The sequence below is a fragment of the Micromonospora sp. NPDC048898 genome (genome assembly GCF_043198035.1).
In the GTDB taxonomy this organism is placed as follows: domain Bacteria; phylum Actinomycetota; class Actinomycetes; order Mycobacteriales; family Micromonosporaceae; genus Micromonospora.
Genome location: NZ_JBICUF010000001.1, coordinates 586398 through 612931, shown reverse-complemented (window position 1 = coordinate 612931; position 26534 = coordinate 586398). Strand labels below are relative to the sequence as shown.

The 26534-nt window shown below is 71.9% G+C and carries 21 protein-coding genes; 10 read left to right on the top strand and 11 right to left on the bottom strand.

Going from position 1 to position 26534, the window contains the following annotated elements:
• Window positions 1-4: 4 nt before the first annotated feature.
• Together gatB and ACGFIQ_RS02875 are read left to right on the top strand one after the other, a co-directional pair.
• Window positions 5-1504 (top strand): Asp-tRNA(Asn)/Glu-tRNA(Gln) amidotransferase subunit GatB, encoded by a 1500-nt coding sequence (gene gatB / locus ACGFIQ_RS02880; RefSeq protein ID WP_393238225.1) that lies wholly within the window; start codon window positions 5-7, stop codon window positions 1502-1504.
• Between the two features lie 121 nt (window positions 1505-1625).
• Window positions 1626-3983: a pyruvate dehydrogenase gene (locus ACGFIQ_RS02875; protein WP_393238223.1), complete on the top strand. Its 2358-nt coding sequence runs from the start codon at window positions 1626-1628 to the stop codon at window positions 3981-3983.
• Between the two features lie 30 nt (window positions 3984-4013).
• Here the strand turns inward: ACGFIQ_RS02875 and ACGFIQ_RS02870 are convergent, their stop codons facing one another.
• The 3 genes from ACGFIQ_RS02870 to ACGFIQ_RS02860 all read right to left on the bottom strand — a co-directional run bounded on the left by ACGFIQ_RS02870 (window position 4014) and on the right by ACGFIQ_RS02860 (window position 8751).
• Window positions 4014-5618: a metallophosphoesterase gene (locus ACGFIQ_RS02870; RefSeq protein ID WP_393238220.1), complete on the bottom strand. Its 1605-nt coding sequence runs from the start codon at window positions 5616-5618 to the stop codon at window positions 4014-4016.
• Between the two features lie 61 nt (window positions 5619-5679).
• Window positions 5680-6852 carry a PQQ-dependent sugar dehydrogenase gene (locus ACGFIQ_RS02865; protein ID WP_393238217.1) on the bottom strand — a complete coding sequence of 391 codons (1173 nt, stop codon included), beginning with the start codon at window positions 6850-6852 and terminating at the stop codon, window positions 5680-5682.
• Window positions 6853-6933: 81 nt separating this feature from the next.
• Window positions 6934-8751: a SpoIIE family protein phosphatase gene (locus tag ACGFIQ_RS02860; protein WP_393238214.1), complete on the bottom strand. Its 1818-nt coding sequence runs from the start codon at window positions 8749-8751 to the stop codon at window positions 6934-6936.
• Between the two features lie 186 nt (window positions 8752-8937).
• Here ACGFIQ_RS02860 and ACGFIQ_RS02855 point away from each other — a divergent pair, with 186 nt between their 5' ends.
• Window positions 8938-9864 carry a 2-hydroxyacid dehydrogenase gene (locus tag ACGFIQ_RS02855; protein ID WP_393238211.1) on the top strand — a complete coding sequence of 309 codons (927 nt, stop codon included), beginning with the start codon at window positions 8938-8940 and terminating at the stop codon, window positions 9862-9864.
• Window positions 9865-9882: 18 nt separating this feature from the next.
• Here ACGFIQ_RS02855 and ACGFIQ_RS02850 read toward each other — a convergent pair whose 3' ends face one another.
• On the bottom strand, window positions 9883-10257 hold the full coding sequence (locus ACGFIQ_RS02850; RefSeq protein WP_393238208.1) for a PH domain-containing protein: 375 nt from the start codon (window positions 10255-10257) through the stop codon (window positions 9883-9885).
• A gap of 215 nt (window positions 10258-10472) precedes the next feature.
• Here ACGFIQ_RS02850 and ACGFIQ_RS02845 point away from each other — a divergent pair, with 215 nt between their 5' ends.
• Entirely contained in the window at window positions 10473-12863 is a 2391-nt protein-coding gene (locus ACGFIQ_RS02845; protein WP_393238205.1) for an EAL domain-containing protein, read from the top strand.
• Between the two features lie 6 nt (window positions 12864-12869).
• Here ACGFIQ_RS02845 and ACGFIQ_RS02840 read toward each other — a convergent pair whose 3' ends face one another.
• Window positions 12870-13889, bottom strand: coding sequence for a LacI family DNA-binding transcriptional regulator (locus tag ACGFIQ_RS02840; protein WP_393238203.1), 1020 nt, complete (start codon window positions 13887-13889; stop codon window positions 12870-12872).
• 111 nt (window positions 13890-14000) lie between these two features.
• Here ACGFIQ_RS02840 and ACGFIQ_RS02835 point away from each other — a divergent pair, with 111 nt between their 5' ends.
• From ACGFIQ_RS02835 to ACGFIQ_RS02825, 3 genes are all read left to right on the top strand, one after another.
• Window positions 14001-16439, top strand: a complete 2439-nt coding sequence (locus tag ACGFIQ_RS02835; protein WP_393238200.1) for a glycoside hydrolase family 2 protein — start codon at window positions 14001-14003, stop codon at window positions 16437-16439.
• Between the two features lie 166 nt (window positions 16440-16605).
• On the top strand, window positions 16606-16944 hold the full coding sequence (locus ACGFIQ_RS02830) for an ArsR/SmtB family transcription factor (protein WP_393238198.1): 339 nt from the start codon (window positions 16606-16608) through the stop codon (window positions 16942-16944).
• Window positions 16941-18632, top strand: coding sequence for a SulP family inorganic anion transporter (locus ACGFIQ_RS02825; RefSeq protein WP_393238195.1), 1692 nt, complete (start codon window positions 16941-16943; stop codon window positions 18630-18632). Before ACGFIQ_RS02830 ends, ACGFIQ_RS02825 begins: the two co-directional genes overlap by 4 nt.
• A gap of 45 nt (window positions 18633-18677) precedes the next feature.
• Here the strand turns inward: ACGFIQ_RS02825 and ACGFIQ_RS02820 are convergent, their stop codons facing one another.
• From ACGFIQ_RS02820 to ACGFIQ_RS02800, 5 genes are all read right to left on the bottom strand, one after another.
• Entirely contained in the window at window positions 18678-19973 is a 1296-nt protein-coding gene (locus ACGFIQ_RS02820; RefSeq protein ID WP_393238192.1) for a stress response protein, read from the bottom strand.
• Between the two features lie 430 nt (window positions 19974-20403).
• Window positions 20404-20829 carry a hypothetical protein gene (locus tag ACGFIQ_RS02815; RefSeq protein ID WP_393238190.1) on the bottom strand — a complete coding sequence of 142 codons (426 nt, stop codon included), beginning with the start codon at window positions 20827-20829 and terminating at the stop codon, window positions 20404-20406.
• Window positions 20816-21472 carry a hypothetical protein gene (locus ACGFIQ_RS02810; protein ID WP_393238187.1) on the bottom strand — a complete coding sequence of 219 codons (657 nt, stop codon included), beginning with the start codon at window positions 21470-21472 and terminating at the stop codon, window positions 20816-20818. Before ACGFIQ_RS02810 ends, ACGFIQ_RS02815 begins: the two co-directional genes overlap by 14 nt.
• Window positions 21469-21729, bottom strand: a complete 261-nt coding sequence (locus ACGFIQ_RS02805) for a hypothetical protein (RefSeq protein WP_393238184.1) — start codon at window positions 21727-21729, stop codon at window positions 21469-21471. Before ACGFIQ_RS02805 ends, ACGFIQ_RS02810 begins: the two co-directional genes overlap by 4 nt.
• A 15-nt stretch (window positions 21730-21744) precedes the next feature.
• Window positions 21745-22008: a hypothetical protein gene (locus tag ACGFIQ_RS02800; RefSeq protein ID WP_393238181.1), complete on the bottom strand. Its 264-nt coding sequence runs from the start codon at window positions 22006-22008 to the stop codon at window positions 21745-21747.
• Window positions 22009-22175: 167 nt separating this feature from the next.
• Between ACGFIQ_RS02800 and ACGFIQ_RS02795 the strand changes: the two genes are divergently transcribed.
• Complete coding sequence (locus ACGFIQ_RS02795; RefSeq protein WP_393238178.1) at window positions 22176-22748, top strand: NUDIX hydrolase; 573 nt, start codon at window positions 22176-22178, stop codon at window positions 22746-22748.
• Here the strand turns inward: ACGFIQ_RS02795 and ACGFIQ_RS02790 are convergent.
• Window positions 22717-23859: a helix-turn-helix transcriptional regulator gene (locus ACGFIQ_RS02790; protein WP_393238175.1), complete on the bottom strand. Its 1143-nt coding sequence runs from the start codon at window positions 23857-23859 to the stop codon at window positions 22717-22719. The genes ACGFIQ_RS02795 and ACGFIQ_RS02790 overlap by 32 nt on opposite strands.
• Before the next feature lie 237 nt (window positions 23860-24096).
• On the opposite strand from ACGFIQ_RS02790, the gene ACGFIQ_RS02785 reads away from it, so the two are divergent.
• Together ACGFIQ_RS02785 and ACGFIQ_RS02780 are read left to right on the top strand one after the other, a co-directional pair.
• Window positions 24097-24348, top strand: a complete 252-nt coding sequence (locus tag ACGFIQ_RS02785) for a hypothetical protein (protein WP_393238172.1) — start codon at window positions 24097-24099, stop codon at window positions 24346-24348.
• A 38-nt stretch (window positions 24349-24386) separates the two neighbouring features.
• Entirely contained in the window at window positions 24387-26366 is a 1980-nt protein-coding gene (locus tag ACGFIQ_RS02780) for a hypothetical protein (RefSeq protein ID WP_393238169.1), read from the top strand.
• Window positions 26367-26534: the final 168 nt, after the last annotated feature.

The following is a 26534-nucleotide window of genomic DNA, read 5'->3' as shown; positions in this document are numbered from 1 at the left end:
CCAGATGACGACGACACTGCCCGCGTACGACGAGGTCGTTGCGCGCTTCGAACCGGTGATCGGCCTGGAGACCCACGTCGAGCTGGGCACGAACACCAAGATGTTCTGCGGTTGCCCGACCGACTTCGGTGGCGAGCCAAACACCCGGGTCTGCCCGGTGTGCCTGGGTCTGCCCGGTTCGCTGCCGGTGGCCAACAAGGCGGCCATCGAGGCGATCATCCGGATCGGCCTGGCGCTGAACTGCTCGATCGCCGAGTGGTGCCGGTTCGCCCGGAAGAACTACTTCTACCCGGACATGCCGAAGAACTTCCAGATCAGCCAGTACGACGAGCCGATCTGCGTCGACGGTTACCTGGACGTCGAGGTGGGCGGCGAGACGGTGCGGATCGAGATCGAGCGGGTGCACCTTGAGGAGGACACCGGCAAGACGCTGCACGTCGGTGGTGCCACCGGCCGCATCCACGGCGCGACCGAGTCGCTCGTCGACTACAACCGGGCCGGCATCCCGCTCGTCGAGATCGTCACCAAGCCGATCACGGGCACCGGTGCGCTCGCCCCCGACGTGGCCAAGGCGTACGTCGCCGAGCTGCGCGACGTGATCCGCACCCTCGGCGTCTCCGACGTGCGGATGGAGGAGGGTTCGCTGCGCTGCGACGTGAACACCTCGCTCAACCTGCCGGGCGCGGAGTGGGGCACCCGCACCGAGACCAAGAACGTCAACTCGCTGCGGTCGGTGGAGCGGGCGGTCCGCTCGGAGATGCTGCGCCAGGCGTCGGTGCTCGACGCCGGGGGCCGGATCACCCAGGAGACGCGCCACTTCCACGAGGACACCGGTGACACCACCCCGGGTCGCTCGAAGGAGACGGCCACCGACTACCGGTACTTCCCCGAACCGGACCTGGTGCCGATCGCCCCGGACCCGGCCTGGGTCGCCGAGCTGAAGGCCGCGCTGCCGGAGCTGCCCCGGGTGCACCGGCGTCGGCTCCAGGAGCAGTGGGGCCTGTCGGACCTGGACATGCAGTCGGTGCTGAACGCCGGCGCGGTCGAGCTGATCGAGGCCACCGTGGCGGCGGGCACCACCCCGGCCGCGGCCCGCAAGTGGTGGCTGGGTGAGCTGTCCCGCCGGGCCAACGAGAGCGGCGTGGAGCTGGCCGAGATCGGTGCCACCCCCGCACAGGTCGCCGAGCTGCAGGGGCTTGTCGACGCCGGCAAGCTCAACGACAAGATGGCCCGTACGGTGCTGGAGGGCGTGGTCGACGGTGAGGGCTCGCCCACCGAGATCATGACCAGCCGGGGCCTGGAGGTCGTGTCGGACACCGGCGCGCTGACCGCCGCCGTGGACGAGGCGATCGCCGCGAACCCCGGCATCGCCGACAAGATCCGCAGCGGCAAGGTCGCCGCGGTCGGCGCGCTCGTCGGCGCGGTCATGAAGACCACCCGGGGCCAGGCCGACGCGAAGACCCTGCGTGAGCTGATCCTGCAGCGCCTCGGCGTCCAGGGCTGACCGGCACACCCGAGACAGGCCGCCGCGGTGACGCGGCGGCCTGCCGCCTTCCCCAGCCGACCACGCAACCACCCCGCACCCCTCGCGAGGGCGTCAACGGCGACGCCCGAATGGAGCCACCGTGACCCAGCACGACCTCGATGTCCTCGACGAGATCCAGCGGCGGGTGCTCTGGCTCGCCACGCGGATCGTGGACGCCGCCAACCACGACCGGGCCACCGGCGACGGTGTGAAGGTCGGTGGCCACCAGGCGTCCAGCGCCTCCCTGGTCACGGCGATGACCGCGCTGTGGTTCGCGCACCTGGACGCCGAGGACCGGGTCGCCGTGAAGCCGCACGCGTCCCCGGTGTTCCACGCCATCCAGTACCTGCTCGGCAACCTGGACCGCTCCTACCTGCCCCGGCTGCGCGCCCGTGGCGGCCTCCAGTCGTACCCGTCGCGCACCAAGGACCCGGACGAGGTGGACTTCTCCACCGGTTCGGTCGGGCTGGGCGCGGCGGCGCCGCTCTTCGCCGCCGCCACCCGGCGGTACGTCGACGCGCACTTCGGGGCCCGCCCGCACTCCCGGTTCGTGGCGCTGATCGGGGACGCCGAGCTGGACGAGGGCAACATCTGGGAGGCGGTGGCCGACCCGGCGACCACCGGGCTGGGCAACGTCATGTGGCTTGTCGACTTCAACCGGCAGTCGCTGGACCGGGTGGTCCCCGGCATCCGGATCAACCAGTGGCGGGGGCAGTTCGAGGCGGCCGGTTGGCACGTCGTGGAGGTCAAGTACGGCCGTCGGCTCGCCGAGGCGTACGCCCGGCCGGGTGGCGAGGCGCTGCGCGACTGGATCGACGCGATGCCCAACGAGCAGTACCAGTCGCTGTTCGGTTTGACCGGCCCGCTGCTGCGCAAGCAGTTCCTCGACGGCGCGCCGGCCGGCATCGACGAGCTGATCGCCCACGTCGACGACGAGGAGTTGGGCCCGCTCGTCACCGACCTGGGCGGGCACGACCTGTCCGCCATGCTCGACGCGTATGCCCAGTGCGACGCGGTCACCGACCGGCCCAGCGTCGTCTTCGCGTACACCGTGAAGGGTTGGGGTCTGCCCCTCGCCGGCAACCCGCGCAACCATTCCGCGTTGCTCAGCCCGGAGCAGGTCGACACGCTGCGCGCCGCGCAGGGGTTGACCCCGGAGACCGAGTGGGACCGCCTGGACCCGGCGTCGCCCGCCGGCATCCGGGCCGGCGCCCGCCGGGAGGCGCTGTCCCGCGCGCCCCGCCAGCGCGCGCTGGGGGTCACCGTCCCGGAGAGCACGGGAGTACGCGCGACCAAGCCGATCTCCACGCAGGAGGTCTTCGGTCGGGTGCTGGTGGATCTGGCGCGGGACCGGGAGGTGGGTCGCTACCTGGTCACCACCGCCCCGGACGTGGCCACCTCCACCAACCTGGCCGGGTTCATCAACAAGACCGGGGTGTTCGCACCCACCGAGCAGCGCTCCTGGACCGAGGACCGGATGCTGCGCTGGATCCAGAGCCCCGCCGGGCAGCACATCGAGCTGGGCATCTCGGAGATGAACCTGTTCCTGCTGCTGGGCCAGCTCGGCCTCTCCTGGGACCTGTCCGGGCAGCCGCTGCTGCCGGTGGGCACGGTCTACGACCCGTTCGTGCTGCGCGGCCTCGACGCGTTCCTCTACGGCACGTACTCCGGTTCCCGGTTCGTGGTGGCCGGCACCCCGTCCGGCATCACCCTGGCCCCGGAGGGTGGCGCCCACCAGTCCACCATCACCGCGTCGGTCGGCCTGGAGTTGCCCGGGGTGACGTTCGTCGAGCCGGCGTACGGCGCCAGCCTGGACTGGCTGCTCTGCGACGCGCTGGGGCAGATCGCCGGTGGGTCGACCCCGGCGGCGACCGCCGCGCCCGCCGAGGACGGCGCGTACTACTTCCGACTGAGCACCCGCCCGCTGGACCAGGGGCCGTTCGAGGCGGCCCGGGCGCGGCTCGGCGACGCGGTGCTGCGTCGGCAGGTGGTCGCCGGGGCGTACCGGCTGGTCGACGCGCACCAGGCGTACCCGCACCTGGCCGACGCCCCGGTGGTGCAACTCGCCGCCTCCGGCGCGGTGCTGCCCGAGGTGCTGGCCGCCGCCGCGGAGTTGGCCGACGAGGGCATCGCCGCGCACGTGGTCGACGTGACGAGCCTCGACCGCCTCTACCGGGCCTGGCAGCGCACCCTGCGCCAGGGCGTACGGACGGCCACCGTGCCCAGTGTGCCGGGCGCGCTGCGGTCTGCGTTCGCCGACCGGGTGCCGGTGGTGACCGTGCACGACGCCGCGTCGCACGCGATGGCCTGGCTCGGGTCGGCGGTCGGCGCGCCGGCGGTGCCGCTCGGCGTGGACGAGTTCGGCCAGTCCGGTACCGTCGCCGAGCTGTACGAGTTGCACGACCTGCTGCCCGGCAGCATCGTCAACGCCGCCCTGGCCGCCGTCGCCCTGCGCTGACCCGTCCCGCTGGTCGGTGTCGGTGTCGGCTCAGCCGGTCGGCGTCGGCGTGGGTGTGGCGGGGGCACCGGCGGTCGGGGTCGGGGTGACCGAGGCGGGGGCGCCGGCGGTCGGGTTCTCCACCAGGTGCCGTTCCAGGTTGACCTGGGCCTGGCCGGTGCCGCCCACGGTGATGGTGTCGTACGCCTGGAGCATCTTCTGCTGGTCGAAGTAGAGCACGCTCATCGACAGCGGGGTCGGCTTCTCACCCTCCAGACCGCGCAGCCCGGCGCCGCCGGTGGACCCCTCCACCATCAACGTGGTGGGCTGCTGCCCGGGGGCCTGCGGCAGCTTGGAGACCTGCTGGGAGTGGGTGTGCCCGGCCAGCACCAGCGGGCAGGTGCCGGCGAGCGGCCCGGCCGACGCCGGGTCGTGCACCAGCGCGATGTTGACCGGCCGGGGTGACTGACGCACCGTTGTGGCGAGTTGGTCGCCGACGCCGATCACCTGGTCGGCGACCTGCTGGGTGAGGCCGCTGCCGGCGGGTGAGGTGTTCTTGTCCGGGGTGAAGCGGGGGTCGCCGATGCCCGCGATGGTCAGCCCGGCGACTGTCGTCGTCGAGTTGTTCAGGACGATCGCGTTGGGTTGGCGGGCGACGGCGGCGGCGGTCTTGCCGGAGTCGTGGTTGCCCCGGATGAAGACGTACGGCTTCTTGAGCAGGCCGATCGAGCCGACGAAGGACGCCTCCGGCTCGCTGCCCCAGTCGGTGATGTCGCCGGTGTCGATCACCGCGTCGATGCCGAACTGCTCCACCACCGTCCGGATCAGTTGCCAGCCGGTCGGGTTGAGGTGCATGTCGGAGACGTGCAGCACCCGCGTGGTGCCCGGGGTCGGCTCCAGCAGCGGAAGCGCCGAGACGGTGGTGTAGAGCTGGCTGACGTTGCCGACCAGGCGTTGCAACTGCTCGGCGTACTTCGTGTAGTCGTTGGCGATCCGGCGGGCGTCGCCGACGATGGCTGGTGCGTTGACCAGCAGACCCTCGTAGCGTGGCTCCTCGATCGCCTGGGGACGTACGGTGGCCGCCGCCGTGCCGAGGCTCCCGGCGGTGACCAGCAGCGCGAGCCCGCCCGCCCAGGCGGTCCGCCGGACGTTGCGGAAGACCAGCCCGGCCAGGACCAGGGTGACCAGCACCGACGCGCCGAGGGCCCGCAGGCCGAGCCGCATCACACCCGAGCGGACGTCCTCCACGGCGCTCTGACTGGCCCGGCTGATGCTGGCCGGGTCGTCGATCAGCGCCTCGGTGCGCCCCTGGTCGAGTGCGCCCAGCCGCACGGTGAGGTGGGTCGGCCCGTCGTGGCTGTCGAGCAGCAGCGCGCCGAGCGGCGGGATGTCGACGGTGGTGCCGCCGCCGCGGGCGGGAGAGATGCTGAGGTTGGCCCGGAACGGCCCGATGTCGGTGTCCACCTGACCGCCGGCCAGCACCCCGAGCACCGCCCCGGCGAAAGCCACGGCGACGACGGCGACCACCAGCCCGATGCGGCGCAGCGGACCGGCGGGGCCGACAAGCGAGCGCTTCGGGCGTGGCGGATCACCGTCGGTCACCGGGACGTCCCGGTCACCGGCGTCGTCGTGCTGCTCGTCGCGCTGCCCGTCCATGCTGAAATTCTGACCTGCCCGTTGGAAGATCTTGGTAAACCTGAACGGATGGTGACGAATGTCAGCTGCGGCCGCCGTCGCCACCCGCGAAGACCACCCGCAGGAGGCGGTCGTCGTCGCCGGCGGGGTCGCCGCGTCCGTCATGGTTGGAGGTGCTCACCCACAGTGAGCCGTCCGGTGCCGCGGCCACCGCGCGCAGTCGGCCGTACCGGTTGGTGAGCAGCTCGCTGGGCTGACCGAGCAGCGTGCCGGTGTCGGTCAACTCCATCACCCAGAGGCGCTTGCCACGCAGGCAACCGGTGACCAGCAGCCGGTCCGTGGCGGCCAGGCCCGAGCAGGACGCGTCCGAGGTCGCCCACTGCGTGATCGGGTCGGTGAACCGCCGGTCCCCGGCCCGCCCCTCGACCTCCGGCCAGCCGTAGTTGCCGCCCTTGGTGATCTGGTTGATCTCGTCCCAGGTGTTCTGGCCGAACTCGACGGCGTACATCCGCTTGGCGGCGTCCCAGGCGAAGCCCTGGACGTTGCGGTGGCCCTGGGACCAGACCGGCGAACCGGGGTACGGGTTGCCCGGGGCGGGCTTGCCGTCCCGGGTGATCCGGAGGATCTTGCCGCCGAGGCTCTTCACGTTCTGGGAGAGGGGACGCTGACCGGCGTCACCCGTGCTGACGTAGAGCTGCCCGTCCGGGCCGAAGCCCAACCCGCCGCCGTTGTGCACGTTGGCCTTGGGGATGCCGGTGAGGATCGGGGTGGGCTGCCCGCCGAGCTGCAGCCGGGCCACCCGGTTGTCCTGCTCGGCCGTGTAGTAGACGAAGACCGTCCGGTCGCGCGCGTAGTCGGGGGAGACGGCGATGCCGAGCAGGCCCCCCTCGCCGGCCGCCGCCACGTCGGCGATCGTCTGCACCGGGCGGACCCGCAGCCCGTCCGGCCCGGACTCGGGGCCGACCTGGAGGATCCGGCCGTTGTCCCGTTCGGTGACGAGCGCCGCGCCGTTCGGCAGGAAGGCGATGGCCCACGGCACCCGCAGACCCTTCGCGAGGACCGTCGCCACCGCCTGCTGGCCGGCGCCGCCGGGGCTCGCCGACGCGGACGGGGTGGGCAGGTTGGGCGGCTCGCCGGCCGGGTCGGGCTCCGGTTCGCCGAAGCTGCAACCCGCCGTGAACAGCAGTGCCGCGCAGGACGCGGCGAGGGCCACCCGGAGGCTACGGACGCGAGGGTACGAGGGACGGGCTCTCACCCGGCCCAGGGTAGCCGGCCGGACGGCCCGGTCGGGCCCGTCGGATCCGACGGGTGCCGGCGACCCGGGCCGGTGCACCGCTCACCGTGCCCGTACGGCGAGCAGCGCGGTGTCGTCCTCACGGTGGCGGATCGAGGCGAGCAGCAGGTCGCACAGCTTGTCGAGGGGCAGCGTGTCGGTGTCGGTCAGCCGGACCACCAGCTCGGCCAACCCCTCGTCGATGGATCGGTCCCGCCGCTCGATCAGCCCGTCGGTGTACAGCAGCAGGGTGTCGCCGGTGGCCAGGCTCGTCGACTGGCTGGTCCGCGGGGACGGCCGGGCCAGGCCGAGCAGTGGCTCCGGTGTCGCCTCCAGGGCCTCGACCGTCCCACCGGCCCGGACCACCAGGGCCGGTGGGTGCCCGGCGTTGGACCAGGTCACCTCGTGGGCGCCGGCCTGCTGCGGACAGATCCGGACCAGCGTCGCGGTGGCGGCGATCGGCAGCCGGAGGCCGCGGATCGCGCCGTCCAGGTTGCTCATCAGCGCCCCGACCGTGTCCGGCCGGCCGAAGGCGTTGCCGCGCACCAGGTTGCGCAACTGGCCCATGGTGGCCGCCGCCTCGATGTCGTGCCCGGCCACGTCCCCGATCGCCGCGATCAGGTCGCCCTCGGGCTGGATGAAGGCGTCGTACCAGTCACCGCCCACCTCCACCCGGTCGGCCGCCGGCTGGTAGCGGGCCGCCAGCTCCAACTCCGTCACCACCGGCAGCCGCGGCAGCATGCTGTGTTGCAGAACCTCGGCGACGTGTCGCTGCTCGCCGTACATCGAGCTGTTGCCGACGGCCTGGCCGGCCCGGCGGCCGATCTCGACAGCGGTGAGCAGGTCGCGGTCGTCGAACTGCTGCCGGTTGGGGTCGTTGACCAGGGTGATCGCGCCCAGCACGGTGCCGCCGACGCCCCGCACGGGCACGCTCAGGTAGGACGCGATGCCCAGGCGGGCCGCGATCGACGCCATCTCCGGGTCGGTGGTGCCCCTCGCCACGTCGGCCAGGGACGCGACGCCGCCGAGCCGGGGCTGGCCGGTGCGCAGCACCGTCCGGATGATCGAGTCTGGGCCCAGCCCGGTGCGCAGCAACTCACCGAAGCGGTCGATGTCGGCCGCCCGGGCCGGATCGCGGTGCACCGAGACCACCTCGCGGGGCAGCCCGGTCGGGCCGATCAGGGTGAGCAGGCACCAGTCGGCGAGCAGCGGCACCATGGCGGCGGCGAGCCGGCGCAGCGCGGTGCCCACGTCCAGCGTGCCGGCCAGGGTCTCGCTCACCCCGGCCAGCAGCTCCAGCCGCTCGTTCGCCTGCACGACCCGCCGCCGCGCCTCCTGTGCGCCGTCCAGCGCGATGCGCAGTCGCAGCTCCGACGAGCAGGCGGCGGCCAGGTCGGCAAGTGTCCGCAGCTGCGCGGCGGTCCACGCGCGGGGCTTGCTGTCGATGGCGCAGAGCGAGCCGAGCACCCGGCCGGAGAGGTCGGTCAGCGGCATCCCGGCGTACGCGACCACGCCGAGATCGTCGATGGCCAGATTGTCCCGAACGCGGGGGTAGAGCCGGGCGTCCGGCAACACCATCGGCACCTCCACGTCCACCACGTGCTGGCAGAAGGAGTGGCTCAACGGGGTCTGCCGGCGCTCCGACCAGGGCTCCGGCAACCCGAACGCCCCCGGAAAGAACTGCCGGTCGGCGGAGACCAGGGAAACCAGCGCGACCGGCACGTCCAGCAGGTCGCTGACCAGCCGGGCGAACCTGTCGAACGCCTCGTCCGGGGTGGCGTCGAGCCCGGTGTCGGCGAGCGCGCGCAGCCGCGCCGGGTCGCCGAGCGCCGCCGGTACGACGATCGAACGCCGGGGGGTGGCGGAGGAGCCGTCGGTCATCGAGCACCTGTCTGCTGGGACGGAGGCCGACCGGCCCACCGACCCTTCGTTATACCTCGTCCAGGCCCGGGTCGAACATCGGTGTGCTGAGTCTCGCCCGCCCCGGCCCCGCGCGCCATCCCCCGGGACGCCGGTTCGCGCCCGCGCCCGCCTCCGCTGCCGCGACGGGGACTATCGTCGGCTGACGTGAAGGTATGGATCCCGAACCAGGCCGGCCTCAACCTGATGGGCCAGCTGCCCCCGGACGTGACGGTGGAGGTCCTGGAGCACGTCGACCGACTGCCCTCGTCGGTGGCCGACGTCCGGGTCTGGGTGCCACCGTTCCTGACCAGCGGCGACGCGACGGCACTGCTGCGTGAGCTGCCCGACCTGGCCGTGGTGCAGTTGCTCTCCGCCGGGGCGGACGCCTGGGCCGGCCGTACGCCGCCGGGCGTCACCCTCTGCGACGCGCGGGGCGTGCACGACCCGTCCACCGCCGAGTGGGTGGTCACCGCGATCCTCGCCCAGCTGCGGGCGTTCCCGGCGTTCGTCCGTGCCCAGGCCGAGCGGCGCTGGGCGTACGCGGAGAACACCCCGACCGACGAGGTGTCCGGCAAGCGGGTGCTCATCATCGGGGCCGGTTCGATCGGCACCGCGGTGCGCGACCGGCTCGCCCCCTTCGAGGTGAGCTTCACCCTGGTCGCCAGGACGGCCCGCCCCGAGCAGGGGGTGCACGCCGTCGAGGAGCTGCCCCGGCTGCTGCCCGAGGCGGACGTGGTGGTGGTGCTGGTGCCGCTCACCGACCAGACGCGTGGCCTGATCGACAAGGACTTCCTGGCCGCGATGCCGGACGGGGCGCTGCTGGTCAACGCCGCCCGTGGGCCGGTGGCACACACCGAGGCGCTCGTCGCCGAGCTGGGCACCGGCCGGATCTCGGCCGCGCTGGACGTCACCGACCCGGAGCCGCTGCCCGTCGACTCGCCGCTCTGGGCGATGCCGAACGTGCTGCTCACCCCGCACGTGGCCGGGTCGGTGCGCGGCCTGCTGCCGCGGGCGTACGCGCTGGTCGGTGATCAGGTACGCCGGTTCGCCGCCGGGCAGCCGCTGATCAACGCGGTCGTCGACGGCTACTGACACCCAGCCGCGGGCGCCTCAGCCGGCGTGGGGCAGCGTCTGACCGGTGGCCGAGACCAGCCGGGGCAGGTCCACGCTGCGGACGGCCGGGAGGGTGATCTGCTGGCCGTCGTCGAGCCGGGCGACGGCTCGGCCGCGCTGGTCGGTGGTCAACTCGAGGACCCGGTCCCAGCCGATGCGGCGTTGCCCGACCAACGCCCGTACGCGCAGCTCACGTGCGTCGGCATCGGTGCCGGCCCGCCAGGCCCACACCCCGACGGCGAGTGGCACCAGGAGCACCGGCAGCAGGTAGGCCCGGGCGTCGGCCAGCGGTAGGGCACCGACGAAGGCGATGACCGCGGCGACCAGGATGGCTTGGTTGTACCGGAAGCGGACCGTGTCGGGCTTACTCACCCTCCGATGATCCCATTCCCGGCCGATCCGACTGGCGGCGGGCGGTGTCAGGGGTGCGGCACGTCGTAGAGTGACACAGGTCGTTGTCACCTCTGGGTGACCGACACGTAACCAATTCGGCCACCGATCGTTCTCATCTGTTGGGTAGCGGACCAGCGATTTCCGTTGCCTCGCACCGTCGTACCGCCCCGTGCCCCCTCACGAAGGCGACCGCCGTGCTCCTCGCGTACCCGTTCCGCGTCCTCGTCCTCCGCCGCTCGGCACCGGAGACCGCCACGTCCACGGCGGTGGCGCTGCTTCTCGCCGCCGGTGCTCTCGACCTGGTCCCGACTCCGGTGGTGATCGCGTTGGCGGCCGGCGCCGGTGCCACGATCGCCGGGGTGCGGCTCTCCCGGCTGGCCACCCGGCACCACGTCGACCCGTCACCACGTGCGGCAGGCGTGCTGCTCGACGCGGCCGTGGTGACGGCCGGTCTCACCGCCGTCGCACTTCCCCTCGCCGGTGGCGGTCACACAGTTGCCGTGCTGGTCGGGGCACTGGTCGTGGCGGCACTGGCCGTGGCCGGGCTGGGCCAGCTCCCCGGCCGGGCGCGGCCGACCACCGGGCTCCGGCTGCGGTGGCTTGTCGAGTCGACCGGCCCGGCCGTCGGGTTGGCCCTCGCCGGTTGGCTCCTGCTGCCCCACGACGGCCTGCCGGTTCCAGCCCGGCTGGTGGCCGCGTTGGCGCTCGGTGGGCTGGGCATGGCCGCGCTCAACGCGTTCGCCGGGCCGCGCCGACGCGCGGCGACGGCGGTCTGCCGGGGTGGAGTCCTGCTCACCCTGGGCGGGTTGGTGCTGCTGGCCACGCTGCCGTCCGCGCCGACCGGGCGGGTGGCCCTGCTTGCCGTACCCCCGCTGGTGTTCGGAATGCTGCTCGTCGCGGTCGGTGCGGCCGACGCGGCGGACACCGGCGGCGGCGAGCCACCGGAGCCGATCGCCTCGGCCTGGCCCCGGTCGGTGCTTCCCGCCGCGGTGCTGCTGCTGGCGACGGGCCTGCACCTGGGCTCGGGCCACGCGCCGGACCGGACGAGCGTGTTGCTGGCCCTGGCGGCGGTGCCACCGCTGGTGCTGCGCGAGTTGCTGCGTGCGGGCGACGCACCCACCTCGCCACGACGCGCCGCACATCGCCGGCCCGCCGGCAGCCCCGTGCGGCACCGCCACGCGGCCCAGCCACAGTGGTTGGGTGACCTCCCGACCGCGCAGCACCGGCCCGACCGCGCCGATGCCGCGGGCGACGGCCGGGTCACCGCGAGCGCTCCCGGCTCGACCTGGTCGCCGGAGGACGGCGCCGGCTGGTCGGCGCTGACCCGGCGGCCTCTTCCGGTGGGAGGCGGCCCATCGGGCGACCGGGCGGCCCTGCTGGACGCCCTCGCCGCGATCGGCGACGTGCCGGCGCCGTCCGGGGCCCTGCTGTTGGTCGACCTGCACAGCACCGACGGGGCCGGTCCGACAGCTCGGGAGGACGTGCTGGCCGAGGCGGTGCACCGGGTCCGCGCGGTCATCGCTCCCGACGACCTGGTCACCGGCTGCACGGCTGCCGGCTTCGCCGTGGTCACCCCCGCCGGCCCGATGCTGGCGTACGCGCTGGGCACCCGGCTGCTGGCCGCGCTCGCCCCGCCCTTCGAGGTGGCCGGTTCGGTGGTGCGGGTGCAGACCAGCATCGGGCTGGCCGAGGTGAGCGGTGACCGCCCGGCGGACGTGCTCCGCCAGGCCGAGCTGGCCCGCCGACGGGCCGTGCAGCTGGGCCGGGACCGAGTCGAGTGGTATGACGCGTTCCTGGAGGAGCAGCTGGTGCGCCGGCTCGACCTGGAGCGCGAGCTGCCCGGTGCGGTGGCCCGTGGCGAGTTGGATCTCGTCTACCAGCCGGTGGTCGACCTGGCTGACGGGCAACCGGTGGGTGCGGAGGCGCTGCTGCGCTGGCGGAGCCCGGTGCTCGGCACGGTGCTTCCGGCCGAGTTGCTGCCGGTCGCCGAGGATCTGGACCTGGTCGGTGAGTTGGAGTGGTGGGTGTTGGACCGGGCCTGCCGGCAGTTGTCCGACTGGTCGGTGGGTGTCCGGGAGCTGTGGATGGCTGTCAACGTCACGACCCGGGAGCTGACGACGCCCGACTTCGTGCAGCGGACCGCGGCCGTGTTGGCCGCGTACGGGGTGCCGCCGGAGCGGCTGGTGGTGGAGGTGAGCGAGCCGCGGGTGGCCGGTGACCTGCCGACCGTGGTGGCCCGGCTGGCCGGGCTGCGGTCGCTGGGCGTCCGCACCGCGTTGGACGACTTCCGGGCCGAGCACGCCTCGCTGGCGCAGCTTCGCCGCCTGCCGATCGACCTGCTCAAGGTGGGCCCGGAGTTGGTGGGCGCGCGGCCCGATGGGCAGCCACCGCTGATCGACGTGGTGGTCACCGTCGGCGAGCGGCTGGGTGTGGAGATCGTCGCCGAGGAGCTGGAGTCGTCGACCCAGGTCGAGGGTGCGCGCCGGGGCGGTTGCCGGTACGGGCAGGGTTTCGCGTTGGCCCGGCCAGCGACGGCCGAGCGGGTGGAGGCGTACTTCGAGGAGTTTCCCACCGCGTCCCGCTGAACCGGTTCATCTCGCGCGTGGCCGAGCGGTGCTCCCGCGTGGTGTGAGGCGGGCTGTCTCGTCCTGCACCCGGCCGGCCGGCTGGCCGGCGACGACGGCGAGCAGTTGCCGGGCGGCGTGCGCGCCGTACGCCGGAATGTCCCGACCCAGCGCGGTCAGCGGTGGGTGCACCAGCCGGCACAGCGGCGAGTCGTCCCAGGCCACGATGGACAGATCGGCGGGAACGCTGAGCCCCATCTCCTGTGCGACGGAGAGCCCGGCGATGGCCATCACGTCGTTGTCGTAGATGACCGCGGTGGGCCGCTGGGCCGAGCTGAGCAACCGGCGGGTGGCCCGCCCGCCCTCCTCGCCGCTGTAGTCGGACCAGACGGTCACCGCGTCGACCAGGCCGAGCCGCTGGCAGACCGCCGTGAACGCCTCGGTGCGGATCTCCGTGTGCCGCAGGTCGGGCAGGCCGGCGACCCGGGCGACGCGCCGGTGCCCGAGCGCGACCAGGTATTCCACCGTCTCGGTCAACGCCGCCGCGTCGTCGGACCAGAGGCTGGCCAGCCCACCGGTGCCACCGGGACCGCCGATCACCACCGCGGGCAGTTGGAGCTGTTCGAGTGCGGGAATACGACGGTCGTCGGTGCGCAGGTCGCAGACGAGCACCCCGTCCACCCGCCGCTCGCCCCACCAGCGCCGGTAGACCGCGATCTCGGCGTCGTGGTCGGCCACCACCTGGAGGGTCAGCGCGTACGAGCGGGCGGACAGTTCGGCCTCGACGCCACTGATCAGCGCCATGAAGAACGGCTCCACGCCGAGGATCCGGGCCGGTCGGCACAGCGCCAGACCGATCGCACCGGCCGTGGCGGCGGAGAGGGCGCGGGCGGCGCTGCTCCGGCTGAACCCGATCTCCGTGGCGACGGCCAGGATGCGCTGCCGGGTGGCGTCGGAGACCCCGGGCTGCCCGTTCAGCGCGTACGACACGGCGCCCTTGGACACCCCGGCGTGCCGGGCGACATCGGCGATGGTCGGCCGCTTCACCGGCGTGCTCCTTCGGTCGCTGGCCGTTGACAGTCCGGATCGTGCACCATACGGTGGCTCAGCTTATCCGGTTCAGTACACGTCTTCCGATGCAGAAGGTGCGGTGAAACCGTGAGCCGAGAGGCACTCTACGACGGTTGGACCCTGCGGGCGGCACCCGGAGCGCAGGTGCCCGCCGACATCGCCGGGCGGGCCGTGCCGGCGACCGTGCCCGGTTGCGTGCACACCGACCTGCTCGACGCCGGGCTGATCGACGATCCCTACCGCGACGACAACGAACTGGCCCTGGCCTGGATCGGGCGCACCGACTGGCACTACCGGACGAGCTTCCGACGCCCGGCCGGCGACCACGACCGGGTCGACCTGGTCTGCGCCGGCCTGGACACCGTCGCCACGCTCACCGTCAACGGTGTCGCCCTCGGCCGCACCGAGAACATGCACCGCGGCTACCGGTTCGACGTCGGGTCGCTGTTGCGCGACGACGACAACGACCTGGTCGTCACGTTCGACTCCGCGTACCGCTACGCCGAGTCGCAGCGGGAGCGGCTCGGCGACCGGCCCAACGCCTACCCGGAGCCGTTCCAGTTCATCCGCAAGATGGCCTGCAACTTCGGCTGGGACTGGGGGCCGACCCTGGTCACCGCCGGCATCTGGCAGGAGATCAGCCTGCACGCCTGGTCCACCGCCCGACTGGCCATTGTCCGTCCACTTGTCACGATGGACGGCCGGGACGGCCGCGTCGAACTGCACGTCGAGGTCGAGCGGGTCGCGGACGTCCCGCTGACCGTCCGGGCGACAGTCGCCGGCGCCCGCGCCGACGTGGTCGTCCCGGCCGGGCAACACACGGCCGTGCTGACCCTCACCGTCCGCGAGCCCGCGCTCTGGTGGCCCCGGGGGTACGGCGCACAGGTGCGCCACCCGATCGAGGTGACCCTGCACGCCGCGTCCGGCGAAACACTTGACACCTGGTCGCACCGGATCGGCTTCCGCTCGGTGCGACTGGACACCACGCCCGACGAGCACGGCACCCCGTTCGCCCTGTCGGTCAACGACGTCCCGGTCTTCGTCCGCGGGGTCAACTGGATCCCGGACGACACGTTCCCCACCCGGATCACCCGGGAGCGGCTGGCCGAGCGGTTCGACCAGGCCGCCGAGGCCAACGTCAACCTGCTGCGCGTCTGGGGCGGCGGCCGGTACGAGTCGGCGGACTTCTACGACCTCGCCGACGAGCGCGGCCTGCTCGTCCAGCAGGACTTCCTCTTCGCCTGCGCCGCGTACCCGGAGGAGGAGCCGTTCGCCAGCGAGGTGGCCGCCGAGGCCGCCGAGCAGGTGACCCGCCTGTCCCCGTACCCGTCGCTGGTGCTGTGGACCGGCAACAACGAGAACATCTGGGGCTGGCACGACTGGGACTGGCAGGCGGCCCTCGCCGGGCGCACCTGGGGGCGCGGCTACTACCTCGACGTGCTGCCCCGGATCGTCGCCGAACTGGACCCGACCCGACCGTACTGGCCGGGCAGCCCCTGGTCGGGCACCGAGACGATCCACCCCAACGACCCGGCGCACGGCACCACCCACATCTGGGACGTGTGGAACACCGACGACTACACCAGGTACCGCGAGTACGTGCCGCGCTTCGTCGCCGAATTCGGCTACCAGGCCCCACCCGCGTACGCGACCCTGCGCCGGGCGCTCAGCGACGAACCCCTCGCGCACGACTCACCCGGCATGACGCACCACCAGAAGGCCGCCAACGGTGACGTGAAGTTGCAGCGGGGCCTGGACGCCCACCTGCCCGCACCGGCCGACTTCGACGACTGGCACTACCTGACGCAGCTCAACCAGGCCCGAGCCATCCAACTCGGGGTGGAACACTTCCGCTCCCACCGGGGCATCTGCGCGGGCACCATCGTCTGGCAGCTCAACGACTGCTGGCCGGTCACCTCCTGGTCCGCCGTCGACGGCGACGGCCGTCGCAAACCCCTGTGGTACGCGCTGCGCCACGCGTACGCCGATCGGCTCCTCACCGTGCAGCCGCGCGACGGTGGCCTGGCCGTGGTCGCGGTCAACGAGACCGGCGAGCCGTGGACCGCGCCGGCCACGGTCACCCGACTGACCCTCGCCGGTGAGCCCCGCGCGAAGACGACGATGGAGCTGGAGGTGCCCGCGTACTCCGTAGTGACGCTGGCTCTGCCGGCGGACCTGGCCCGGCCGGACGAGGCCCGGCGCGAGCTGCTCGTGGCCGAGGCGGGCGCCGATCGGGCGCTGTGGTTCTTCGCCGAGGACCGGGACGTCGACTGGCCGGCGGCGGCCTGGGACGCGACTGTCGAACCTTTTGACGGTGGTCAGCGGGTCCGGGTCACGGCCCGCACGGTGCTGCGCGACCTGATCCTCTTCCCGGACCGACTGGACGCGTCCGCGTCCGTCGACAAGGCCCTGCTCACCCTGCTGCCAGGCGAATCGACGACCTTCACGGTGAGCGCGACCGGGCCGCTGGATGCTGCGGCCCTGGTCGCCCGCCCGGTGCTGCGCTGCGTCAACGACCTGGGCTGAACTCCCATGGTCGTGCTCGATCCATGAAGTAGTGGCCTCCTTTCGGCGAGGAGGCCACTACTTCCACGTTCGAGCACGATCATCACGCACACGGCGCTCCACCCGGCCGACCCGGTTGAAGACTTCTTCAAGTGATAAAGTCTTCGTGTCGACCGGGAGGGCGTTCATGTCGGTGCCGCTGTACCAGGCGAAGGCGGAGCTTTTCCGCACCCTCGGGCATCCGGTGCGCATCCGGGTCCTCGAACTGCTCCAGGACGGTCCGAAGCCGGTCCGCGACCTGCTCGCCGCGATCGAGGTCGAAGCGTCGAACCTTTCCCAGCAGCTCGCCGTGCTGCGCCGCGCCGGAATGGTCACCTCACACCGCGACGGTCCCCTCGTCATGTACGCGCTCAGCACCCCCGATGTGGCCGACCTGCTGGCCGCCGGTCGACGGATCCTCGGCGCTGTCCTGACCGACCGGGGCGCCCTCCTCGACGAGTTGCGCGCCACGAGCGGCGACCGGTGAGCGCCGCCATACGGGCGGCCCGTGAGCGGATCCTCGGGCTGCTGCCCGGTCGGGCCGACTGGGTGGCCGTCCACCGCTCACCGCGCCGCGACCTGCTGGCCGGGCTCACCGTGGCGGTGGTGGCGCTGCCACTGGCCCTGGCGTTCGGCGTCACCTCCGGGTTGGGCGCCCAGGCCGGGCTGATCACCGCGGTGATCGCCGGCGCGATCGCCGCCGTATTCGGGGGCTCCAACCTCCAGGTCTCCGGGCCGACCGGGGCGATGACCGTGGTGCTGGTGCCGGTGGTGCAGCAGTTCGGAGCCACCGGAGTGCTCATGGTCGGCGCGATGGCTGGCCTGGTGCTGATCGCGCTCGCCGTGGCCCGCCTGGGCCGGTACGTCCGCTACCTGCCCACCCCGGTACTGGAGGGTTTCACCGCCGGCATCGCCGTGGTCATCGCCCTGCAACAGGTACCCGCCGCGCTCGGCGTCACCGACGCGCACGGGGAGAAGGTCTGGGGCGTCGCCGCCGACGCGGTCGCCCGCTTCGTCGTACACCCGAAGCCGGCCGCGCTGGCGGTGGCCGTCGCCGTCGCGACGCTGATGCTGTTGGGCGCCCGGTGGCGGCCCGGCCTGCCGTTCTCGCTGTTCGGCGTGGGTGCCGCCACTGTCCTCGCCGAGCTGCTCCCGGTCGAGCTGGTCCGGATCGGCGCGTTGCCGCAGGGCCTACCCGTCCCGTCGCTCAGCTTCCTCGACCTCGGCGCGCTCGGAGTGCTGCTGCCCAGCGCGCTCGCGGTCGCCGCGCTCGCAGCCCTGGAGAGTCTGCTGTCCGCCACCGTCGCCGACGGCATGACCGTCGGTGAGCGGCACGACCCGGATCGGGAACTCTTCGGTCAGGGGCTCGCCAACCTCGCCGTCCCGCTCTTCGGCGGCATTCCGGCGACCGCCGCCATCGCCCGCACCGCGGTGAACGTCCGCGCCGGAGCGGCCTCGAAGCTGGCGGCCCTCACCCACGCCGTCGCCCTCGCCGCCATCGTGCTGGCCGCAGCCCCGTTGGTCGGCCGGATCCCGCTCGCCGCCCTGGCCGGCGTACTGCTGGCCACCACGGTCCGCATGGTGGAGGCCGGTGCGTTGTGGGCGCTGGCCCGCTCCACGCGGGGCGACGCGGTCGTGCTGGTACTCACCTTCGCCGTCACGGTGATCTGGGACCTAGTCACCGCCGTGGCGGTCGGCGTCGGCGTCGCCGTGGTGCTCGCCCTGCGCGCGGTGGCCCGCAGCGCCCGACTGGAACAGGTGCCCCTCGACCCCGGTGAACACAGCGCCGAGGAGTACGCGCTGCTCACCGAACACATCGTCGCGTACCGGCTGGACGGGCCGCTCTTCTTCGCCGCGGCGCACACCTTCCTGCTCGAACTCTCCGAGGTCGCCGACGTTCGCGTGGTCATCCTGCGGATGTCCCGCGTGACCACGATGGACGCCACCGGCGCGCACGTCCTCGGCGACGCGATCCGACGGCTACGCGGACGCGGGATCACCGTTCTGCTCTCCGGCATCACCCCCGCCCACGACCAGGTGCTCACCACCCTCGGCGTGGCCGACGACCTGCGCCGCGAGGAACTGGTCTTCCCGGATACCCCCACCGCCATCCGGTACGCCCGCGCGGTCGCGCTCCCCGCGGTGGGCCACCCGACGGTCGTACCCGCCGACTGAGCGGTGCCGGCCAACCGGTCGCGGGCCCGGCCGCACCGGTTCGGATCACTCCTCCAACTGGCTGCCAACTGCGGAGCTGCTGTCCCTCCCCGTCGACGTATCGAACTCCGGGCTGTCCTGGGACGAGATGGCAGTGGAGACGAGGCTGGCCGCGACGGGCTGCACGGGCGCGACGTCTTCGGGCGTACGCAGGCGCGGCGGCGCGGGCATCCACGGCTTCAGGTTCTGGATGATCTGCTCGTAGAAGTCGTCGATCGCGTGCAATACGGAATCGATGAACGCGCCCCGTCCGCTGCCGCGCTTGGTTCCCGCCGCCGTGCTCTGCGCGACCCGGAATGCCCGCAGTTCACGTGCGGGATCGCTGATCAACGTGGTGGGCTCGGCGCGGACCTGGCGCAGCAGATCGGTTTGTCCACCGCCTCGTGCGTGCATGGCGAACGCTTCGATCCGGATGGTGTCCGGCGCGTCTCTCAGCTGGCGAATCAGCCAGTTGACCCTGGTGGTCGGCCTGCCGGCGCGAGGGGCGTCGACATCGATGTGGCAGAGGATCTGCCCGGCCCGCAGATCGGCTGTGACGTGGAGAGGGGCGACTGCGCCGGGAATCCTGATGCTGCCGGTCAGAGTCCCAGTGCTGGAGAGCTGGGTGACCAGCGCCTGGGTACGTGCGGCCGGGTCGGTGAGATCGCGGCGGCTCAGCGCGGGGGTGACATCGGTACCCAACTGCCTGCCGAGACGCAGACATGCGTAGCGGATCAGGGCGTCGAAGCGGCCGGCCACCTCCGCCGCGCCGCTGTCAGCTGCCCGTAGCGTTCCTGCTGACACTCCCTCGCGCACCTGCACCCACGCCGGCCCCATGTCGCTGAACTCCAGCGCACCTGAGCGAGGATGCTCCAGATACCTGATCAGCTCACCCAGGATCCATGCCTGGTCCGGATCGGCGATGCCGCGGTATTCCTTCTGAATCACCGCCTGGGTCAGGATCTCCGTCCAGGGCAGGTGGTACAGGGCCACCTTGCGCAGCTTCCGGCGGTCGATCGCGGTCGGATGCTGACCCGGGACGGGGGCGATCTCGTTGGAGATCGTGATGAGGGCGTCGAAGCCCTGCTCCCGGGCGATGTCCAGGTACGCCTCCAACTGCTCGGTCTTCAACGCGTTGCTGCCGGTCTTCACCTCCACCAGAGCGGTCCACTGCCGCTGTCCTCGCGTGACGCGGATCAGGCCGTCCGGAAAGAGCTGCTGGTCGCCGAGCTTGAACGGAACCTCGATGAAGGTCTGCACCGATCCGGCCGGTGCGCCGAGGGACTGGGTCAGGGCCCGCCCGAACTCCCGCACCGCGCTCATTACCGCCAGTAGGGCGGAGGTGGCCCGACGTTCTTGTTCGTCCGATCCATTGATGCCGGATGTGGGGATCAGCCGGGCAGCAAGCCAGGTCTCCTCAGACATGCAAGTCACTCCTCGTGCAGGCGGTGGTACGAGAAGTTACTCGCGAACTGGGTCGGAAAGCGGCGTGACCGTTGGAGCGTACGCACGGAAAGAGTTGCCCAAAGGGATGCCGGCCGATCCGCCCGGTCGGGTCCCCTCGCCAGTCGGAGATGTCGGCGTCAGCAGTTTGGTCTCTGTCTGCGATTGTGTCCGTTAGCTGACTGCGGGCGCGTTTGCAGGTGGAGCGGGTGATCAAAGCGCGGGTTCGCCCCCGGCGGCGGAACCGGCAGGTAGCCGGATCAGCGCTCTAATTCTGTCGTCCCCTCGGTTGCGCTCATTCAGCGGCGTCTCACACTCGGTTGGCCAGCGCTACCGCCTCCGAGAGGAGTGCGTCCAAGTCGTCGTCGGCAACCGCGCCATCGCCCAAGATGGCTAGGATCACGAGGCCCTGGATTCGGCCGGCCATCTGCGGATCGATGGCCGTCTCGACATCGGGATCCACGGCGGCCCGGATCAGAGTCTCGGCAGCATTGGCGTCAATTTCTGGTGCACCGGCTGGAGCCGCCGCTCGTATGTCGGCCACGAACCGCATGACCTCACCGGGGGACGTCCGCTCATCGAAGCGTCGGTTGACAGCAAAGTAGAAGACCGCACCCAGGAGGGTCGGGAAGCCGTCCCAGCCAAGCTGGTCGAGGCGGGTTTCGACCCGGTCGTTGGCCTCGTGGTCGCCTCTGACCATCGTCCGGATGTAGTCGACCATTTCAGGGCTGCTCATCAGATCGCTTCCTCTCGCGGCGCTTCTTTGCCATGTTCCAGACACCTCGAAGGCCCACGACGACCGCGCCAGCAGCCATGATGACTGATGTGACCGGGTGCTCCAACTGAGGGCGGTCAGCCAGCGTGCCAGGGCTGGCGGAGGTGGAGGCCGTGCTTCCACTCGATCCCGAGCCCTTGAAGCTCTTCTGTAGCTCGCGAAGGCCAGTGGTGACCGACTGCTCGGTCTGCTTGAGGGTGTCCTCGGAATCGTCCGCCTTCTTGACGTGCCGGCGGAGGAATGCCTCGGCTTTCCGGCTGCGACCTTCCGCTTCCTCCACCAGCCGCTCCCCGGACGGCGATGCGTCGTCCTCAGCCGGTCCGGAGGTCGCGGCACCGGGGGCGATGGTGTTGACGTACCCGGCGATGTGTCGGGCGGCGTCGGCCAGGAGGCGGGCGTAGCGGCCGGCTTTGTCGCGGGCCACCTCGGCGTCCGTGATGGCCGCGCGTAACCGCTGGTCACCGCCACCCCGCTGTACGTCGGCCAGGTGCGCCAGGGACTGCTCGGCGTCCGTGCGGGCGCGCAGTGCCGTGACGGCGGCCGTGTCGAGCTTTCCTCGTACGGCGAGGAGTTGCGCGACCAACTCGGCGATGCTGCCGGTCATCCGAGCCGGGTCAGGTAGTCGGCTGCGTGTTCGGCGGTGCTGTCGAAGCGGCGGCGGGTCGGTTCGACCTCTGCTCTGGCGGCGGCAAGGGCCTGACGGGCTGCTGTCACGTCGGCGTGCTGGCCGCCGTGCAGGAGAGCGTTCGCCGTGTGGGTCGCTGCCTCCGCGTCGGAGGCGGCCTGGTCGAACACCCGCCGTCCCTGGCGGGCGGCTTCGATGGCGGCGCGAAGGGACGCCTTGACCTCACCAACGCTCATCGTGGTGGTCGGGACTCAGCCGAGGACGCTGATGTAGCGGCGTGCTGCCTCAGAGCTGCCTTGCACCAAGGCCATGGCTTCGGCCAGGCGCTGCTTGCTCTGCTCGCCCCGGGCGATGGCTTCGGCGATCGTCGGGTGCCCGGTGCCCGCGGAGATGGCGCGTAGCCGGGTCAGCATCTGTTCGGTGTTCTCGGCAGCGGCCCGGATCTGGCTGATCGTGGCGTTGCCCTGCTCGGCGGCCTGCATCAGCGCGGCCTTGACTTCCTCGATGCTGGCCATGCCGCCCTCCGTCTGTCGATCGCGCCAACGAGTTCACGTTTGCGTGGTCGGACGGACACTATCGGAGATGATGGCGGTACGCAGTCCCACCTAAGGACGGTCAAGATCGATCTCGCGGAGGGATGCGGGATTGCCCACGGCGCTGTGGGCGACGGTAGCTTCACGAGGTGCAGGAGAATACGACAGGCGAGCCCGAGCCTTGGCGGATCCTGGGCGAGCGGACGATGTACGAGAACCCTTGGCTCCGACTCGATGTGGTCGACGTGGAGCCACCGGGCCTCAATCCATTTGCTCACCATGTCGTTCGGCTAGGTCGTGTGGCGATCGTCGCGGTACACGATGAACACGACCGCGTTCTGATGTTGCGTCGCTACCGGTTTATCCCTGGTGAGACAAGGTGGGAGCTGCCCGGCGGTATCGTGGAGCCGGGGGAGGAGGCAGTAGCGGCGGCAGGGCGCGAGGTGGAAGAGGAGACGGGCTGGCGGCCCTCCTTCCTCACCCACATTGTCACGTTTCAGCCCATGATCGGCATGATCGACTCTCCCCACGAGATCTTCGTCGGTGGCGGCGCGACCTACATCGGTCCGCCCACGGACGCAGAGGAAGCCGGGCGGGTGGAATGGCTGCCCCTGCGGGACATGCCAAACCTGATAGCGCGCGGAGAGCTGGCGGGTTCCGGCACCTTGGTCGCCATCCTGCATGCCTTGGCTAACATTTCCCCGCGTCCGACAGGCCTTTGATCCGGTCTACCCGGAGCCGGTACCGCACGGACCCAGTGAGGTTCACCAGCGAGCTGGCTTCCCTCAGATGAAAGCGGGCTTCCCGGGTCTCACCTCGAACAAGATGTGCCTGAGCGAGATCGCAACGGATGCCCGCCGCAGCTCGTACGAAGGTATCGTCCATCGCGGTCAACGCCGTCGACAACTCGTCGATTGACCGATGGTCACCGAGCAGTGCCAGCGAATGTCCCCGCCAGCGGCGGAGGTGAGTTTCATCGAGGAAGATCCCCGGCAGGTCCGGATCACGAACTCCCGTGAGGCGCGAGAGGAGGCCGCTTGCGCGGTCCAGTGAGCGCTGGCATTCGTCAGAGCGTTGGCTGAGCGCCCACAGCTCGGCTTCGGCCGCGGCCAACCAGGCCGACAGGCGAGGAGACAACCGTTTGCCCCCGGCGCGCTGTGCTTCCTGCACGAGTTGCGCACCCAGCTCTGGTCGGCCGGCATCAGCGAGGACATAAGCCTGTTCGCCTGTGGCGTGGGCGAGATGGAGCGGGTCGTCTGCCTCCCGCGCGGCGCTCTTCGCCATTTCGTAGTGGCGCCACGCGCGGTCTGCCGCTCCGACATCAAGAGCCTGCCAAGCCGCGAGCGATGCCGCCTCGGCCAACGCGCGGGCGAGCGGTTGCCTGGCCGAAGGCAGCACGGCGAACGATAGGTTTTCCTGGAGACGGACCAGGTGGCTCTGCATCTGATCGACGAGTTGCGCCGCCCCGAGCTGCCGGTCCATGGTGCGAAGCAGCTCTGTCTGGCGCCGCAGGGCGCGCAGCGTGGATTGGTCGACGGCATCCGAGGCGTCGAGGTGCTCGACCAGTTGCGCGTAGCCGCCCCGGTCGTCGTTGACGATCGTCACGTCGGAGAAGAGTTCGTCGTCGGTCGTTCCCAGGAGCCTCCGCAGGATGGCCGCGTAGCTGCTGGAAATCTTCCGCCGTCCGTTCTCCCAATCAGAGACGTAGACCCCAAGACTGTTGGTGGACGCGACGGTCACCAGGCGTTGGCGGCTGTACTGCTCGATCTCGTGAACCAGCCTGGCCTGGGACCATCCCCTCGCTACGCGAGCGCGCCGCAGGTGATTCGCCACGATTCTCCTGCCGGTCGACGGGACGCGTTCAGCCTGACGGAACAACCCCCGATCACCAAGAGAAATCGCTTAACAGCAGGTAGTTAACCCCTGTTGTCTACCGCCGGCCTTCGGCGCCCGGTCTGCTCTGGGTGGCACTCCACCCGTAGTCAGCAAGGAGGGCACTGTCGTGCGCGCGATTGTTCGATACTTTCGAGCCGAGCCATCCCGGCCGGCCTCCTACCGAGTGGTCCGCCGGTGAGCCCCCGTTGGGTGGCGCACCTGCCGTTCACCGCCGCCGATCTGCCGGCTGCCCAGCAGTTCGCCGGCACCCTGGCCCGCTCCCTGAGTTTCCTGTCCGACGTGGACTCGGGCGAGACCACGGTGTCCGCCGAGGACGCTCAGGGCGTACATCGTCGGGTCTTCTGTGACCTGCCACTCGACGGCGGTCGGCGGTGTGTGCGTCGCATCGAGCACGACGGTGACTGCACGACCCGGCGGTCCCGGTGACCGGCGTGCCCGTCGTCACCTGCCCCGACTGTGACGGGATGACCTTCACGCTGGACCCGTGCCGGTGCACCACCTACGGCGACCGGTTCCTCGCCGACGCCGACGTCCCCGGTCCGCCTCGGGAGGCGTACCGGGGTTGCGAGCAGTGTCGGGGCGCGGGCACCGTCGCGTACCCCTGCTATCGCTGCGACCGCCGCGGCCGGCGGCGGGCGCAGCTCGTGGTCACCGTGGTCAACCTGGACACCGGCGCGGTCGCGTCCCACCAGGTCGTGCCCGGCGGCCTCGACCCCCACCGCGACCCGGCGGGCCACTGGGTGGTCGATCTTGCTCCCCGGGTACGCGAACTCGCCGCCAACGTCGACGCCGTCGTGACCGACGCCGACGCGCCGTCGCTGTGGCTGGACCGGCAGTGGCGACCCGACCTACCCGCAGCACGTCGGCACGAACTGGAGGCCCACGCCATCCTGCGGGCTGATTACGCCGCCTGGCGACTGGTGCTCGGCCGATCCGCCGCCGCGCCCACCGTCGATCCGGTCGCACGGCTGGCTCGGCTCTGCGCGCTGGCCGACCTGTTGCTGCTCGACCTGGTCGTCGAGGCCCTCCGGCAGGGCATCGGGTTCGGTTGGGCCGTCCGGTACGAGATGCCCGGCTCCCCGGTGCCGTCCGGTTCGCCCAGCCGGTGGCGGGACCTGCCGGAAGCGCTGACCCACACCGACGTCGGCGACGCGCTCACCGGCCTCGCCGAGCGCGGTCTGGCCGTCCCCGCCCGGCTGCTGTGCCCCGATTCGCCGCGCCCACCCGTCGCCCCGACCGTGGACGTCGACCAGCTTGAACGCCGCGTCCTCGCCGACTGCGTCGACCCGGCCGGCGGCGACGAGCTGCCCGGCGCGCAGGCCCTCTGGCGGGACGGCCGCTGGTGGCACACCACCCTGCGCCCCGGCGATCCGGTCGAGACTCTCGCGGAGCAGCCCACCGGTCAGGTGCTCCGTCGGGTTCGGGTGCCGTTGCGCCGCGGCTACGAACCGCCCGGTCCGTCCTGGCTGGGCGGACCCGTCGAGTGGCGGCCCTGCCCGGACTGCCGGTCCGGCAACCGGCTGCGTGCCTGCGACTGCCGGCTCGGCGGTCGCCCCGCCGACAACGACTGCCCGCACTGCGGTGGTGCCGGCCTACGCCCGTCGGCCCTGCGCTGCTTCACCTGCGGCGACAACCAGCGCCTGCATCAGGTCGTGCTGGTCACCGTCACCGACCTGCGGCACCGGGTGGTGCACCTGACCTGGCAGGCCGGCACACCAGAGGTTGCCCCGCTGGTTGCCACCCAGCCCAACGGTCGGCCCGTCGTCCAGCTCCCCGACCGGTACCGGCTCGGCTCCTGGGCTGCCGTCCTCGGCGCGCGACCCGAGGACCTCCGCGACGCCGACGGCGGGCACGACCTCGACCGGAACCTGCGCGACGGGTACGTCACCCTGCCCTGGGCCGGCGCCGACCCGGTGGGGGAGTACGCGCGCAGCGCCGGACGGGGCACGGCTGCCGGTCGCCTGATCGTGGTGGCGGCACCCCCGGACGCGCCGCCACTGGCCGAGCTGCTGCGGCTCGCCCTCGGCCTCGACCTGGCGCTCGTGGTGGCCGTCTGCGACCTGCGGCACAACACCGGTGACCCGTTGCTGGCCGACGGCCTGCGTTGGTCGGTCGAGGTGAAGCCGCGCGACGCAGCCGTCCTCCCCGACGACCTGCCCTACCGGCCCAGTCTGGCTGCCGCCCTCACCTGGTGCCGGGAGTGCCTGACCGACGCGGTCGCCGGTGCCGCTCCGACCGACCCGGCGACACCGATCCCGGTGCCGTGGTCGGGGCCGCCCGATCTCGTCGCCGACCCCGAGCCGGACCTCCTGCAGCTCGCCTCCCGGCACGCCGGCCAGGCGGTCACCGTGCGCTTCACGCGTTCCGGCTGCGCGGTGCACCGCCACGACGACGACGGCGTCCGCCTCCTCGCCCGGACCCGCGACCTGCGCGGCCTGCGATAGGGCTTGGTTGCTGGTCGACCGCCGGGCGTCTGGGCCGCTGAAACCTGCTGCGTTGGCCATTCGACCGGTGCTGCTCTGCGGCAACGACATCGGCTGGCGCCCCACGATCGCGTCCGATCATTGGGTCAACTCCTGACCACAAAGCGTAGGCTCGGGCCGCGTGATGGT

Bases quoted from the DNA above. Each gene is read 5' to 3' on its own strand.
- gatB (WP_393238225.1), top strand. From the start codon at position 5: ATGACGACGACACTGCCCGCGTACGACGAGGTCGTTGCGCGCTTCGAA.
- ACGFIQ_RS02870 (WP_393238220.1), bottom strand. From the start codon at position 5,618: ATGGACGGGCAGCGCGACGAGCAGCACGACGACGCCGGTGACCGGGAC.
- ACGFIQ_RS02860 (WP_393238214.1), bottom strand. From the start codon at position 8,751: ATGACCGACGGCTCCTCCGCCACCCCCCGGCGTTCGATCGTCGTACCG.
- ACGFIQ_RS02830 (WP_393238198.1), top strand. From the start codon at position 16,606: ATGTCGGTGCCGCTGTACCAGGCGAAGGCGGAGCTTTTCCGCACCCTC.
- ACGFIQ_RS02820 (WP_393238192.1), bottom strand. From the start codon at position 19,973: ATGAGCGCGGTGCGGGAGTTCGGGCGGGCCCTGACCCAGTCCCTCGGC.
- ACGFIQ_RS02815 (WP_393238190.1), bottom strand. From the start codon at position 20,829: ATGAGCAGCCCTGAAATGGTCGACTACATCCGGACGATGGTCAGAGGC.
- ACGFIQ_RS02810 (WP_393238187.1), bottom strand. From the start codon at position 21,472: ATGACCGGCAGCATCGCCGAGTTGGTCGCGCAACTCCTCGCCGTACGA.
- ACGFIQ_RS02805 (WP_393238184.1), bottom strand. From the start codon at position 21,729: ATGAGCGTTGGTGAGGTCAAGGCGTCCCTTCGCGCCGCCATCGAAGCC.
- ACGFIQ_RS02800 (WP_393238181.1), bottom strand. From the start codon at position 22,008: ATGGCCAGCATCGAGGAAGTCAAGGCCGCGCTGATGCAGGCCGCCGAG.
- ACGFIQ_RS02780 (WP_393238169.1), top strand. From the start codon at position 24,387: ATGACCTTCACGCTGGACCCGTGCCGGTGCACCACCTACGGCGACCGG.